This window comes from Streptomyces sp. NBC_00012 (assembly GCF_045040875.1).
Taxonomy (GTDB): Bacteria; Actinomycetota; Actinomycetes; order Streptomycetales; family Streptomycetaceae; genus Streptomyces.
Genome location: NZ_CP108309.1, coordinates 25,860 through 39,750, shown reverse-complemented (window position 1 = coordinate 39,750; position 13,891 = coordinate 25,860). Strand labels below are relative to the sequence as shown.

At 68.6% G+C, this 13,891-nt stretch carries 10 protein-coding genes and 4 pseudogenes; 8 read left to right on the top strand and 6 right to left on the bottom strand.

The features are described 5' to 3' along the window. Positions 1-31 precede the first annotated feature (31 nt). A pseudogene (locus OHA19_RS00175) lies at positions 32-187 on the top strand (transcriptional regulator); the annotation flags it as partial. A gap of 308 nt (positions 188-495) precedes the next feature. Here the strand turns inward: OHA19_RS00175 and OHA19_RS00170 are convergent. Beyond that, a pseudogene (locus OHA19_RS00170) lies at positions 496-1,735 on the bottom strand (IS4 family transposase). Between the two features lie 6 nt (positions 1,736-1,741). Beyond that, positions 1,742-1,987, bottom strand: a complete 246-nt coding sequence (locus OHA19_RS00165; RefSeq protein WP_331734262.1) for a hypothetical protein — start codon at positions 1,985-1,987, stop codon at positions 1,742-1,744. A 517-nt stretch (positions 1,988-2,504) separates the two neighbouring features. On the opposite strand from OHA19_RS00165, the gene OHA19_RS00160 reads away from it, so the two are divergent. Continuing rightward, positions 2,505-2,777 (top strand): hypothetical protein, encoded by a 273-nt coding sequence (locus OHA19_RS00160; RefSeq protein WP_405721122.1) that lies wholly within the window; start codon positions 2,505-2,507, stop codon positions 2,775-2,777. On the opposite strand, the gene OHA19_RS00155 is transcribed toward OHA19_RS00160, so the two are convergent. After that, positions 2,752-3,771: a WYL domain-containing protein gene (locus OHA19_RS00155; RefSeq protein WP_331734259.1), complete on the bottom strand. Its 1,020-nt coding sequence runs from the start codon at positions 3,769-3,771 to the stop codon at positions 2,752-2,754. The two genes, OHA19_RS00160 and OHA19_RS00155, sit on opposite strands and share 26 nt — an antisense overlap. Positions 3,772-3,932: 161 nt before the next feature. On the opposite strand from OHA19_RS00155, the gene OHA19_RS00150 reads away from it, so the two are divergent. After that, a complete protein-coding gene (locus OHA19_RS00150; protein ID WP_331734257.1) occupies positions 3,933-5,591 on the top strand; it encodes an MFS transporter in 1,659 nt (552 codons plus the stop codon). 111 nt (positions 5,592-5,702) lie between these two features. Here the strand turns inward: OHA19_RS00150 and OHA19_RS00145 are convergent, their stop codons facing one another. After that, positions 5,703-6,968 carry an IS701 family transposase gene (locus tag OHA19_RS00145; protein ID WP_329584917.1) on the bottom strand — a complete coding sequence of 422 codons (1,266 nt, stop codon included), beginning with the start codon at positions 6,966-6,968 and terminating at the stop codon, positions 5,703-5,705. Between the two features lie 436 nt (positions 6,969-7,404). Between OHA19_RS00145 and OHA19_RS00140 the strand changes: the two genes are divergently transcribed. After that, entirely contained in the window at positions 7,405-8,388 is a 984-nt protein-coding gene (locus OHA19_RS00140) for a hypothetical protein (protein WP_405721126.1), read from the top strand. Between the two features lie 55 nt (positions 8,389-8,443). Continuing rightward, positions 8,444-9,184, top strand: a complete 741-nt coding sequence (locus OHA19_RS00135) for an IS6 family transposase (RefSeq protein ID WP_405748952.1) — start codon at positions 8,444-8,446, stop codon at positions 9,182-9,184. Positions 9,185-9,562: 378 nt separating this feature from the next. Here the strand turns inward: OHA19_RS00135 and OHA19_RS00130 are convergent. Together OHA19_RS00130 and OHA19_RS00125 are read right to left on the bottom strand one after the other, a co-directional pair. Further along, a pseudogene (locus OHA19_RS00130) lies at positions 9,563-9,814 on the bottom strand (IS1380 family transposase); the annotation flags it as partial. Then, entirely contained in the window at positions 9,786-10,412 is a 627-nt protein-coding gene (locus tag OHA19_RS00125) for a TetR/AcrR family transcriptional regulator (protein WP_124722569.1), read from the bottom strand. The gene OHA19_RS00125 and the pseudogene OHA19_RS00130, both read right to left, overlap by 29 nt. Positions 10,413-10,606: 194 nt before the next feature. On the opposite strand from OHA19_RS00125, the gene OHA19_RS00120 reads away from it, so the two are divergent. The 3 genes and pseudogenes from OHA19_RS00120 to OHA19_RS00110 all read left to right on the top strand — a co-directional run bounded on the left by OHA19_RS00120 (position 10,607) and on the right by OHA19_RS00110 (position 13,732). Next, positions 10,607-11,767 carry a serine hydrolase gene (locus OHA19_RS00120; protein WP_331734247.1) on the top strand — a complete coding sequence of 387 codons (1,161 nt, stop codon included), beginning with the start codon at positions 10,607-10,609 and terminating at the stop codon, positions 11,765-11,767. Positions 11,768-11,914: 147 nt separating this feature from the next. Then, a pseudogene (locus OHA19_RS00115) lies at positions 11,915-12,259 on the top strand (ABC transporter ATP-binding protein); the annotation flags it as partial. An 84-nt stretch (positions 12,260-12,343) separates the two neighbouring features. After that, positions 12,344-13,732: an aldehyde dehydrogenase family protein gene (locus OHA19_RS00110; protein WP_331734244.1), complete on the top strand. Its 1,389-nt coding sequence runs from the start codon at positions 12,344-12,346 to the stop codon at positions 13,730-13,732. Positions 13,733-13,891: the final 159 nt, after the last annotated feature.

Here is a 13,891-nt window from a genome sequence, read left to right as displayed (position 1 = left end):
ACGTGACGCCGCTGCTCCTGGTCGTGCTGCTCGCGCGATGAACGTTCGCCGCTGGGACCGGATAGTCGAAGCCTGGTCGGCCGGCGACCAGCAGGGCCTGGACGACTCCTGGGAGGACGTCATCGTCGACCTCGGATCCCAGTGGGGCCAGTACGAGTACGTCACCAACATCGGGTTCGCCGCCTAGAACCGCCCTGTAGGGCGTTCTGAGCGCCTGTCAGTCGCCCCGGGTCTCCCAAGGGCCCGGGGCGGCGCGTGTTCGCGGCGCAGGGGCGCGCGTAGGGGGTTCCCTCTCTAGGCGCAATACCGGTGTTTTAGGGTTTCGTCCGTGGGGTTGGGGCTGTTTTGGTGGGCTTCGCGAGGGTGACGGCGGGGGTGTCCGGACGCAGTTGGTTGTTGTGTTCGGTGCGTTTGAGTGCCCAGTTGGACATTTTGCGTTTGATGACTCGCGGGTTGGACCGTAACCGTCGTGGTTCCAGGAGACGTTCGGTGACTTCATGCAGGGTCTGCGTCAGCGCCCGGGTGAGCCGGGCGGGGGGAAAATCCCGCCTGGCTGGTGGTCTGCCGGCGGACGACGCGCAAGGTGCGGATGAAGGACATCCGGTCCGGATCCTCTCTCTCGTGCTGGGCGGCCTGGTGCATGAGGTCGCGCAGGGCGTGGTGCACCAGGAGGAACGCGAAGATCTCCTGCTCGACCCCGACCGGATGCTGGGAGCGCAGAACGAATCGGGGACCGCCCAGGTGGGTCTTGATCTCGTCGAGGGTCGTCTCGATCTCCCAGCGCTCGGCGTAGAGCGCGGCCAGGTCCTTGGCCGGCGCGGTGGCCGGGTCCAGGAGCGTGGTGACCAGACGGTAGACGGTGCCCTCTCCACGTGGGCCCAGGGTGTATTCGATGACGCGGACCGGTGCCGGGTCGGCCCGCCGGTTCTTGTCCCGGGCGGCAATGATCTCCGACAGGTAGGAGCCATCGGGCAGCGCGGTCACCACGGGAAGGACCGCATTGCTCCTGACCCGCCACAGCAGGTCCGCGCCGGTCGCCGCGGCGGCCCGCCACAGGTCGAAGCCGAGGAAGCCCCGATCTGCCAGGAGCAGCATTCCTCTGGTCAGCGAGGGGAACAGGCGGCGGGCCAGGACCGTTTCGTGCACCGCCAGCGGTGCGACGTCGGCGGCGAACGCGGCGTGGGTACCGCACTCGACCAGGGCCACGGCCCTGGCCTGCGGATAGGCGCTCCTGCCCTGGGCCGCGCCCCGTTCCCGGCCGTCCGAAGAAGGCGGCGTTCGTCTCCGTATCGGGAAGGTCGAAGGTCGTCCCGTCCACCGACACCAACCGCAGACCCCGAAACCAGGCTCCCATCGTCGCCGGGACCGCCACGGGCCGGCAGACCCGGGCGAACAACACCTTCACCGGTTGTGCCCCCAGCCGCAGCCGGGCCCGTCCGATCGCCCCGCTGGTGGGCACCCGCCACGTCTTCGACCAGCGACGTTCCCGTTCCAGGCCCTGCGTGAGAAGCCGTCCGACCTCCTCGTACCCCTGCCCCGAGAACAGGCACATCGCCAGCACGAAATACATCACCACCCGTGCGGGAAGCAGGCGCCGACGTTCCTCAGTGCGTCCGCACTCCGCCACCACCTCATCGACCAGCTCCGGCGGAAACGCACGCGTGAGCACTCCGAGAGCGATGCGATCCGAAAACCGATCACCCTCAACTACCTTCAACTGCCCGGGCCTTGGCACACCAACTCAACGAGCCAGCACCACCAAAGTCACCGGTATTGGGTTTAGCAGGTCCTGGGTAAAAGGGGTGCCGCGGTGGTCGATGTCGGTGCCGGGGGTCAGTGAAGCCAGGTAGGTGGCACGGTCTGTGTCGGACAGGTGGGCAAGGCATGCGGTGTGGCCGGGAATGCGGCTGCCGCGGCAGCCGACGTGATCGGCGGTGGGGTCCGCACCGTGTGCGCAGTACGTCCAGGGCGGCGGGGGTGTGCTCATGGCGTGGCTGCTCCGCTGTCATGTACCGGTTCCGGTTCCGGTTCTCGGTGTCAGGCAGGACACACGTTTGGTCCCGGTCAGTTCCCCCTGTGGTGGAAGGGGTTGTGCGCCGTGTATGGGCTCTCGTCGAATCACTGAGTGAGGAATACGTGGTCAGCAGGGCGGGATTTCCAAGAGAGGTGGGCCCCCGGCATCAGCCGGTCACGGGTGTCCCGGTTTTTCGAGTCGCGCACGCCCTGGGCGGCATCCAGGTCGTCGTGGCCGCAGGAGTCCCGCGTGCGAGACAGCGACGTGACGACCCTTCAGGACGGTGTCGTCCAAGAGCGTGGCGTCGCCGGGCGGCCCGTAGAGCGCGGGCAGCGTGACGTCTAGGACTTGTCCGCCCGATCATGTGACTATCGCCTGCCTGGGTCGTTGTTCCGGGTATGGGGCGGGGTGATCTCACGGATGCCGAGTGGGAACGGTTGCGGCCGTTCCTGCCGGTCAGTAACAGGCGTTGTGGCCGGCGATGGAGGCGGTGCGTTCCCGTACCCGGGGGACGGACCCGTATGTCTGCAAGATCTTCGCCAGCGGGCGGCCCTTCCGGATCGACGAGCTCCTGGAGGTGGCCGAGCGTCTCTTCGACCGGCTGGTGCCCGTCGCGCACGAGCCCGTGGCAGCGGGTCCGAACGTCGATCTCTCGGTCACCTCACGGGTGTGGACGGATCTGGCGTCGTCCCCGTTCCTGAACCTCGAGGAAGGAATGCGGGCCGTCCGTTCCGATCTCAGGTACCGGCTCGCACTGAACTGACCGGCTCCGGCGCGCGCTCGTCGGGCAGGGGCACCCCGACGTCGAGGCGGCCGATCACCTGGCGGGCCGCTTTGGCGAGTTCGGGCGGGCCTTCGACGGTGAAATGGCAGTTGAAGGTGACGAGGAAGCCGATGAGCGCCGACCAGGACCACGCCCCCATCCGGATCCGGGTGATCCGCTCGTCGATCGCTTCGAAGCTCGCCGCGCCGGGAGCCCACTTCGCCACCAGCGTCGCGGGGCACTCCATCAGGACGGTGCCCCAGCACGGCCAGGTGTCCGCGGTGTCCCCCCGGTCGGGCTGGCTCTGGACGAAGCGGGTGATGTCCGCCTCCGGCACTTCCCGAGGACCGAACCGCCAGGCGGTGGAGGTCAGTTGCCCGATGCGGTCGAGCCGATAGGTGTGCCAGGAGTTCCTGCGCTGGTCGTACGCCACCAGATACCAGCGCCCGGACCAGACGACGAGCCGATGGGGTTCGGCCAGGACCTCGTCGTCCTCCTCCGGGTCGCGGTCGATGGACCGGTAGGCGAACCGCACCAGCTCACGCTGCTGCGCGGCAGCGCTCAGCTGCGCCAGCAGCGCCGGATCGACCTGCGGCGGGGCCAGCTCCCAGGCGTTCTCTATCTGCTCGATCGAGAAGGTCGCCAGCCTGCGGGCCAGGTGCGGAGGCAGGAGCTCCTTGATGGAGTTCAGCGCCCGCTTCGTGGCGTCCCCCATGCCGGTCACCGAGGCCGGAGCCGTCTGCAGGGCCAGCCCGATGGCGATGGCCTGCTCGTCGTCGACTATCAGCGGGGGCAGCCGCGCTCCGCGGGACAAGCGGTAGAAACCGGAGGGGCCCTTGCGCGCCGTCACGGGATAGCCCAGTTCGCGCAGTCGGTTGATATCGCGCCGGACCGTCCGCGGGGACACCCCCAGCCGCTCGGCCAGACCGTCGCCGGTCCACTCCTTCTGGGCCTGAAGCAGGCTGAGCAGTTCCAGCGTTCGGTTGGCGATCACGGATTGCCCTCCGGATTGATGTCAGTAGAGGTCAGAATACGTCCTCTTCTTCTGGCAGGGTGCTACTGGCTCGGAGGCAGGACGCCTCCCCGACACCCCCAGCACCTCGCCCTCTGCGACCGAACCGGGTGCACCCCCATCGAACAGAACGGAGGAACGCTGTGTCCGAGAATCCGGCTCGGCCCTCACCCACCAACCGGGACGCCTGGTTGGGCCTGGTCGCCATTTCCCTCGGTGTCTCGCTGGTGGTCGTGGACTTCACCATCGTCAATGTGGTGATGCCGCCGATCATCGACGACTTGGAGATCTCGGCCTTCGGCGCCCAGTGGATCCAGGAGTCCTACGCGATCATCCTGGCCGCCCTGCTGCTGGTGATGGGCCGCTTCTCGGACATCCTGGGAGCGCGCAGGCTGTTCATGATCGGGACCGTGATCTTCGGGCTGGCCAGCATCGCCGCGGCGGTGTCGCCCACCGGGGAGCTACTGATCGCCAGCCGGTTCGCGCAGGGTGTCGGTGGCACGATCATCATGCCGACGTCACTGGCGCTGCTCAATCTGACCTTCCGGGGTCCGGACCGCGGCAAGGCGTTCGCCATCTGGGGCTCGACGATCGGGGCGGCCGCCGCGGTCGGACCGCTGCTGGGCGGCTGGCTCGCCGACTACTCCTGGCGGTGGGCCTTCGGCATCAACATCGCAGTCGTCGCGCTGATCCTCGTCGGCGTCATGAAGTTCCTCCAGCCCTCCCCCCGCCAGCCGGGACGGATCGACGCCGTCGGCGCGGTGCTGTCGGTGCTGGGCCTCGGGCTTCTCGCGTTCGCGCTGATCGAGGGACGCAACTACGGGTGGTGGGAGCCGCGCAAGGACTTCGGTCCCTTCGGGGACGGCACGGGCCTGTCGGTCATCCCGGTCGCCCTGGTCGTCGCGGTGGTGTGTCTCGCTCTCTTCCTGTTCCTCCAGGTGCGGCTCACCCGGGGCAGCGGCACGGCGCCGCTGATGGACACCTCGTTGTTCGGCATCAAGTCCTTCAGCACGGGCAACATCGCGACACTCATCATCGCCCTGGCCGAGTTCGGCATGCTCGCCGTGCTGCCACTGTGGCTCCAGTACGCCCTGGACTACTCCCCGGTCCAGACCGGCCTGCTGGTCTTCGTCGTCGCGGTCGGCAGCTTCTTCGCGAGCGGTGCGAGCTTCGGCATGGCCGAGAAGACCGGGCCGGTCGGCCTGGTCCGGATCGGTCTGGTCCTGGAGGCCGCCGGCCTGCTGATGTTCGGCCTGCTGGCCGACAGCGACTCCCGGTGGTGGGTCATCGCCATCGCCCTGTTCCTGTACGGCATGGGGGTCGGCTTCGCCACCGCCCAGGTCACCAACGTGGTCCTGGCGGACGTGCCGCCGCGGCAGGCCGGCCAGGGCTCCGGAATCCAGAGCGCCGCGCGCCAGCTCGGCTCCGCACTCGGTATCGCGGTCCTGACCTCGACGTTCTTCACGGCACTGGACTCCGACCTGTCGGACCGGCTCGTCAAGCAGGGAACGCCCGAGGCCGGCGCAGACCAGCTGTCCTCGGCGGTCTCCGACAGCGCCGGCGCGATGATCTCCGGGCTGGGCGACAACCCGCAGACGGCGTCCGCCGCCGACGCCGCCCGCGACGCCATGTCCCACGCGATCCAGATCAACGGCTACACCTGTGCCGCGCTGCTCGCCCTCGGCATGCTGGCGACCTTCCTCATCCCCCGGCCCAAGCAGGGCGCCCAGCAGAGGGGAGAGGGCAACGCCGCCGACGCGGCACCGGACGCCGAGGTCAACGCCGGCCGGACCCATGCCTAGTAGTGCTTGGTCAGGTCGGTATTGGGGCGGGTATGTCGCGGTGGCAGGTGGGGCAGGCGCCGGTCCAGATCGCGAGCAGGGTCTGCAGTTCGCGGACGACTTGGTAGAGGCTCAGGCCGGCGCCGCGTCTTTTGGGGCCCGGGCCAGCCGCTGCAGGGTGCAGAAAGCGTGCGCGGCGGACACGAGGGTGACGTGGTGGTGCCAGCCGGCCCAGGTCCGGCCCTCGAAGTGGGCCAGGCCCAGGGCCTGCTTCATCTCCCGGTAGTCGTGCTCGATCCGCCAGCGGAGCTTGGCGAGCCGGACCAGGGTGGTCAGCGCAGTGTCGGCGGGCAGGTCGGACAGCCAGAACTGGACCGGCTCGCTCTCACCGGCGGGCCACTCGGCCAGCAGCCAGCACACGGGCAGCTCCGGGCCGTCGGTGGCCTGCCGGACCTCGCGTCCGGCAGGCCGGATCCGCAGGGCCACGAACCGGGAGTACATCCGTTTCACTCCGGAGCGGCCCGTGCCGGGCCGGGAACCCTCCCGCCATTGCACGGGCCTGGCCGCCTTCCGGCCAGCGGCGACCACCAGCTCTTTCACCGACTGCGGCTTGTCCGGGTACTTCGCCACCGGCGGGCGTCCGGTCCCGGAGTACGGCTCGGTCACCGGCGCCGCGTCGTCGGGCTGGGCCGACAGCGTGGTGGAGATCCCCACCACGTAGTTCAGGCCGCGGGCCTGCACCCCGTGCCGGAACGCGGCGGCGTCGCCGTATCCGGCGTCCGCGATGGCCAGCGGCACCTCGATGCCCCACGAGCGGGTCTCATCCAGCATGTCCAGGGCCAGCTGCCACTTCTCCACGTGCCCGACGTCCTCGGGGATCTGGCAGACGGCACGGCGGCCGGTTTTGTCCGGGTCGGCCTTCGGCGAGTCGGGGTCCCACGTCTCGGGCAGGAACAGCCGCCAGTTGACCGCCGCCGAGGCGTGGTCATGGGCGAGATGCAGCGAGACGCCGACCTGGCAGTTGGTGACCTTGCCCGCCGTGCCGGTGTACTGCCGCGACACACACGCCGAAGCGGTCCCGTCCTTCAGGAACCCCGTGTCGTCGAAAATGAGCGCGGACGGCCCGATCGCGGCCTCCATCCGCCAGGCCACCCTGGCTCGCACATGCGCCGGATCCCACGGACTGGTGGTCACGAAGTTGGCCAGCGCCTGCCGATTCCCGTCCTCACCCAGCCGGGCCGCCATCGGCTCGACCGACTTGCGCCGACCGTCGATCAGCAGCCCCCGCAGGTAGACCTGCCCCCACCGACGCTGGTCCTTCCGCGCGAACGGCTCGAACACCTCCACCGCGAACGCTTCCAACTCACCACGCACCGCCGCAATCTCGTCCGGAGTCACACACTCACAACGCCACCCGAACCCAACAGACACGCACCACCACAGCCGACCTGACCAAGCACTACTAGGCGGGTGCAGCGATGACTCGGGCGAGGATGACCAGTCACGCTCCAAGGGGTCACCGACGCGGCCAGCCCAGTTGGCCTTACCAGACGCATATGACAACGGGCGCGGCTGGGACGCGACCCTTGACTGGATTCCCCAGCGCGCAACTTCGCTGCCAGTCACAGTGCTCCGCTCCGGGGGTGTGGGGCTGATGGACAAGTCCTCAGGCCGGTACTCGGTACGACTGCGGGAGGCGGCTACCGGGAAGATCCGCTGGTCAGCGAAGGCATGGACGCCTCCTGCCTCTGTCGAAGGTGCAGAGGGAGATGCGGAGAAACCTGCGGAGACTCCAGGGCTGGTCTCGGTTGAGCAGAGTGGCCGGGAGTATCTCGTGGCGTGGGCGCACGGCGTGCAGGGCCAGGACGAACTGCACGACGGTAAGGAGGTGGTGCGGTTGGCCGTGTATGCAGCCGGCTCTCGAGGGGACGCAGTGAAACCGCTGCGTGAAGTCTCCGTTCCCGTCGCTGCCGACCCTGGAAATACACACGTGCTCGATGACGGGCATCGCCTCATGGTCACCTGGGGCAGCAATCGAGGGGGCCCGCACGGCACGGAGGCCGCGGTGGTAGACGTGGCGAGCGGAAAGGTGGATCTGCGGGAACACGCCAACAACGAAATTGAGGTGTGCCCTCCCGGCCGGTCCTGTTCCGGCGCTGTATTCGTCGGCATCAGCAAGGCCGGACCAGTACTGGCGAACGACAACAATGAGGGTGGCTTCGGCGTCCCCGGCACATGGAAGAGTCCCGATGTGACGCCCAAGGGCATTGAGCGCACGACTGGCCCCTTGGACGAGTTCAACGGACGTGCCTACGGCGTTGTCGGAACGCATCTTTTGACAGCATGGGAGGACGGCAAGCATCCCGATGGGAGCGGCCTGGTCATTATGGTCCAGGACACGGCCACGGGCCGCGTCGAGGCTCAGGTTGAGTGTGTAGTGTATTTCGAGGAAGTGGCTGAATGGGGGCACCAAATCACGGCCTCACCGAACGGCCGGTACCTTGCAGCAGGGCCCGTAGCGTTCGACCTCCAGCAGGAGAAGGGAATCTGTCTGCAAGGGGATGGGGACCGCAAAAATGTCTCGCTGACATCCATCACCGACAACGGCATGGGCTATGGAACGGTTGACGAGACTGAGTCATCAGACCGACCTACCCGTGTGCAGGTTCCGTTCGAGACAGCTCGCCCCAAGGCTCTCAGAACAGGCACAGTCATCCCCTTCGCCCAGGGCAACGAATACGGGATGCTGACCCAGCGAGCCGCTGACGGCCCGGTAAAGATCTACGTCCGTCCACTGCGCTCCGCTGCCACCGACTAATTTAAGTGGGCACTGTCACGTTGGCGAATGGCGTGGGAGGATCTTCGAGTTGATCATGGTGGAGGGGGGATCGTCCGTGGGGAGCGCGTCGCCGTCGTACAAGGGGCACCGGTACCCGGTGGAGATCATCTCCCACTGCGTGTGGCTGTACTTCCGCTTCCCGCTCAGTTTCCGCGAGGTCGAGGAACTGATGCTCGAGCGCGGCGTGATCGCCTCCCACGAGACCGTCCGCCGCTGGTGCGCGAAGTTCGGCCAGGCCTACGCCAACGGCCTGCGCCGCCGGCGACCCCGACCCGGCGACAAGTGGCACCTGGACGAGGTCTTCATCAAAATCAACGGAGAGCAGAAGTACCTGTGGCGAGCCGTCGACGCCGACGGCAACGTGCTCGACATCCTGGTCCAGAACCGGCGGGACACCGCTGCGGCCAGACGCTTCTTCCGCCGCCTGCTGAAGACGACCTGCTCGGTGCCGAGGGTAGTCGTCACGGACAAGCTGCGCTCCTACGGGGCGGCCCACCGCGAGGTGATGCCCTCGGTCGAGCACCGCTCCCACAAGGGCCTGAACAACCGGGCCGAGAACAGCCACCAGCCCACCCGCCAGCGCGAACGCGCGATGAAGGGATTCCGCAGCATCGGTGGAGCACAGCGGTTCCTGTCCGCGTTCAGCGGCATCTCACCCCACTTCCGGCCCCGCCGCCACCTGATGACCGCCGCCCACTACCGCGCCGAGATGACCACCCGCTTCGCCATCTGGGACCAGATCACCGGCGCTGCAAGCCGGCCCACCACGGCCTGACCCCAGGCCCGAAACGCAAGCCCACCACACCCCGACGCCCCATCAGACACTCACACACCCAACAACGTGACAGAGCCTCTTCAACCGCATGCTCGGCCAGCTCTACTACTGCCTCCAGCACCACACGCTGTTCGAGGAACACACGGCCTTTCCGACCGCTCTCGCCGTAGCTGCTTGACACGTTGAGCGCCTGAGGTGTCTACACAGCGATCGAATCGCGTATCCCAATTTAGCGGTCGAGTCGTCGCGGGGCTCCGGGCGGCCAAGTTCTTTGAGCTATCCAACGGCGACAAGCTCACAGCCATACCCAGAACCCCCGGGCCCGCCGATCTCACGAATGGCCGGCTCAAAACCCACGCTTGGAAGGTAGAACAAGCTCAGAGTTTTCGGTCCGGCTGCGGCCAGGGCGTCGATGAGGCGGGAGACTGTCGGATCAGGGGCCACCAGGCCGAACACAGCCAGTTCGGCTCGAAGCATGGCGACGTCGGCCAGGCAGTTCCCGCCGAGAGCTGTCGCGAGCGCGATATCGAGGAAGACCTTCCCCGGATGGTGCACAGCCTGCGGCTTGCGCCACGGCGCCAGCGCCGTCGATACCGCCCGGTCAACCGCGGACTTGCGGACCGTCTCGACCAGCGGGGGAGCGGTCGAGGGGGCGTACGGCGAAGTCGATGGCGCGGTCCGTTCGCGCGCGGTCCCCGGAGACGAGGAGATCGAGCTGCAGGCCCCGCACCTGTGCGAGGACAAGGGTCGACAGAGCGGAGGCGTCCTCGGGCGGCCAGCCGTCCGCGACAAGTCTGTTGGCGATGATCCCGATCCAGTCGTGGACGATCGACCGGGAGAGTTCCTCATCCTCCCCGGACCCTTCCCCGTGATGGCCGACGAATTCGAAAAGCAGGAGGAACTGGCGCTGCTCCTGCGGTTCGCACAGCCGACGCCACAGCGCCCTGACGAGTTCGGCCGTCGAGTGCGCCTCGCGGAGCTCCGCGTCCGACGTCAGCCATGCTGCCAGATCCGTGCGGACCTTCTCTGAGACGGCCAGGAGCAGCGCGTCCTTCGAGGAGAAGTGCCGTAGCAGTGTCGCGTGGGTGACACCGAGCGCCTGCGCCACGGGACGCAGGGACAGGCCGCTGATGCCGTGTTCGAGGATGTACTCGGTCGCCGCGGCCAGCAACTCGGGCCGCCGGTGCTGAAACCGGAGGGTGCGCCCGTCGACGTGGGATGAACTCATCGCCGCCTTCCGCTGTTCTGCGTTGATGGAGACTTAACAGTACCACTCGGTTGCCCTAACCAAGTGGTACTGCTACTTTTCTAGTCATCGCAGCCGGTCACTCCGGCCCCAGGACGAGCCCGCCCCGGCAGGGGTGTCGGCTCGCCCACCCTCCATCTCCTTCCGGATCCCCCGTTCCCACTCGAAGGACGGCAATGACTGATCAGAAGCGCATGACCCTGGTCGACCTCGGCCTCTTCACCGGCGTGCCGCAGCACGAGCACTTCTGCCGGATGAAGGACCTCCTCGACACCCGTGAGATGGCGCCCTCCGCACACCCCTACGTCTGGCCACGCAGTGAGGCGGCCCCGCTGCCGGAGAGCTTCGACTACGACGGCACCGCACGAGTGACCAAGGAGTTCCTGGCCCGCACCGACACGTCCGCACTGCTCGTGCTCGTCGACGGGGTCATCAACCACGAGAGCTACTTCCTGACCGGCGGCCCGGACGTGCAGTGGCTGTCCATGTCGGTCTCCAAGAGCTTTGTCTCCGCGCTCGTCGGCATAGCGGTCGACGAGGGGCACATCACGGGTATCGACGAGCCCATCAGCTCCTACGTGCCGGTGCGGCCCGGTTCCGCGTACGACGGTGTGTCCATCAAGGACGTGCTCCAGATGTCCTCCGGCGCCCGGTGGAACGAGGACTACAACGACCCGGCCTCCGACATCTACCAGCTCACCGCCGCGACGGCGGGCATCGGCGGCACGCTCGACGACTTCGTCGCCCGCATGGTGCGCGAGACCGGGCCCGGCACCGTCTGCCGCTACAACTCCGGTGAGACCCAGATACTCGGCGCCCTGATAGCCCGGGCCACCGGCCGCCCGATGGCCGACTACATGCGCGAGAAGCTGTGCGAGCCGCTCGGCATGACATCGGCGGGTTACTGGCTGGTGGACCCCGCCGGGACGGAACTCGCTTTCGGGGGGCTCAACCTGACCGCCCGCGACTTCGCCAGGCTCGGAGAGCTGTACCGCAACGGGGGTGTGTGGCAGGGCCGGCAGATCGTGCCCGCACAGTGGGTGCGCGACTCGGTCACCGGGACCGCGCCGCACCTGCAACCCGGCCGCCCCCTCGTCGGCGGCCAGCAAGCCGATGGAGTCGGCTACGGCTACCAGTGGTGGCTCCCGGCGGGAGACCGTGGCGAGTTCAGCGCAGTCGGCGTCTACAACCAGTTCGTCTATGTCGATCCGGTCAGCCGGACCACCATCGTGAAGCTCTCGGCCAGCCGCCTGTACGGGACGTCCCTGGACGAAGCCATCAGCGGCGAGGAGGAGACCATCGCTTTCCTGCGCGCGATCGCCCGGCACGGCCACTGACCCGCGAATTGTACGCGGATGCTGTGCCGCGTGCGTGGGGGGCGGAGCGGGTTTCCACGCGGTGCCCGGCGGGCTCGGCGACAACATCACCACCCGTCAGCAACAGCCCGCCCCACCCAACCGACGGTGTGCAGCCGCTGGCCACCGGGCAGCGAACGCCAGCGCCTGACCATCGCCCGGATGCTGCTGGCCCGCCAGCGCGTCGTCATCCTCGACGAGGCCACCGCCCACCTCGACAACACCTCCGAGGCGGCCGTCCAGGAGGCCCTGACCGAGGCGCTCGCCGGCCGCACCGCCGTCGTGATCGCCCACCGGCTCTCCACCGTACGGGCGGCCGACCTCATCCTGGTCGTGGAGAGCGGGCGGATCGTGGAGCGGGGCACGCACGAGGAACTCCTCGCGGCGGGCGGCCGGTACGAGGAGCTGTACCGGACCCAGTTCGAGAACCCCGGTACCGAACACGGGCAGCTCGACGCGCAGCCCTCGGCGTGACGGGCGTCTCCGGCACCCGAAAACTAACAACGCTAATTCAAGTGCGACCGATCTCGTCCGTAACCGTGTCCGGGAGGAACAGCGATGAAGGCCCACGACGGCATGTACATCGACGGAGCCTGGCGGCCCGCCGCGGGACGGGACACCATCGCGGTGGTGAACCCGGCGGACGAACAGGTCATCGCCGAGGTCCCGGCCGGCGGGGCCGAGGACATCGACGCCGCGGTACGGGCCGCCCGCGCCGCACTCCCCGCCTGGGTGGCCACCGCCCCCGCCGAGCGGGCCGCGCGGATCGCCGCCCTGCGCGATGTGCTCGTCGCCCGCAAGGGCGAGATCGCCGCGACCGTCACCGCCGAACTCGGCGCGCCGCTGCCGTTCTCGCAGGCGGTGCACGCGGGCGTGCCGATCCTGGTGGCCGGCTCGTACGCCGGGCTCGCCGCCTCGTACGCCTTCGAGGAGAAGGTCGGCAACTCCACCGTGTACGCCGAGCCGGTCGGCGTGGTCGGCGCGATCACCCCGTGGAACTACCCGCTGCACCAGATCGTCGCCAAGGTCGCCCCGGCGCTCGCGGCGGGCTGCACGATTGTCCTCAAGCCCGCCGAGGACACCCCGCTGACCGCCCAGCTCTTCGCCGAGGCCGTCCATGAGGCGGGCGTCCCCGCGGGCGTGTTCAACCTGGTCACCGGCCTCGGCCCGGTCGCCGGACAGGCCCTGGCCGAGCACGAGGGCGTCGACCTGGTCTCGTTCACCGGCTCCACCGCGGTCGGCAGGAAGATCGGCGCCACGGCCGGCGCGGCCGTCAAGCGCGTCGCCCTCGAACTGGGCGGCAAGTCCGCCAACGTCATCCTGCCGAGCGCGGACCTGGCCAAGGCGGTCGGCGTCGGCGTCGCGAACGTCATGGGCAACTCCGGCCAGACGTGCAGCGCCTGGACCCGGATGCTGGTGCACACCTCGCAGTACGACGAGGCGGTCGCGCTCGCCGCGGAGGCGGCCGCCAAGTACGGCGACCGCATCGGCCCCCTCGTCAACGCCAAGCAGCACGCACGGGTGCGCGGCTACATCGAGAGGGGCGTGGCGGAGGGCGCCCGACTGGTCGCCGGCGGCCCCGAAGCCCCGCGCGAACAGGGCTACTTCGTCAGCCCGACCGTGTTCGCCGATGTCACCCCGGAGATGACCGTCGCCCAGGAGGAGATCTTCGGTCCGGTCGTCTCGCTCATCCGCTACGAGGACGAGGACGACGCCCTGCGCATCGCCAACGGCACCGTGTACGGCCTCGCGGGCGCCGTCTGGGCGGGCGACGACGCGGAAGCGGTGGCGTTCGCCCGGCGGATGGACACCGGGCAGGTCGACATCAACGGCGGCCGGTTCAACCCGCTCGCCCCGTTCGGCGGCTACAAGCAGTCCGGCGTCGGCCGCGAACTCGGCTCCCACGGGCTCGCGGAGTACCTCCAGACCAAGTCCCTCCAGTTCTGACCGCTCCGCGTTCCCGCGGTTCCGACCGTTCCGCCCCGTTTCCCCGCTGCCGACCCTCAAGGAGCCTGCTCGTGGTCCGCGCCGCCGTACTGCCCGCCGTCGGAGCTCCCCTGGAGATCACCGACATCGAACTCCCGGAGCCCGGCCTTTTGTGTTGGC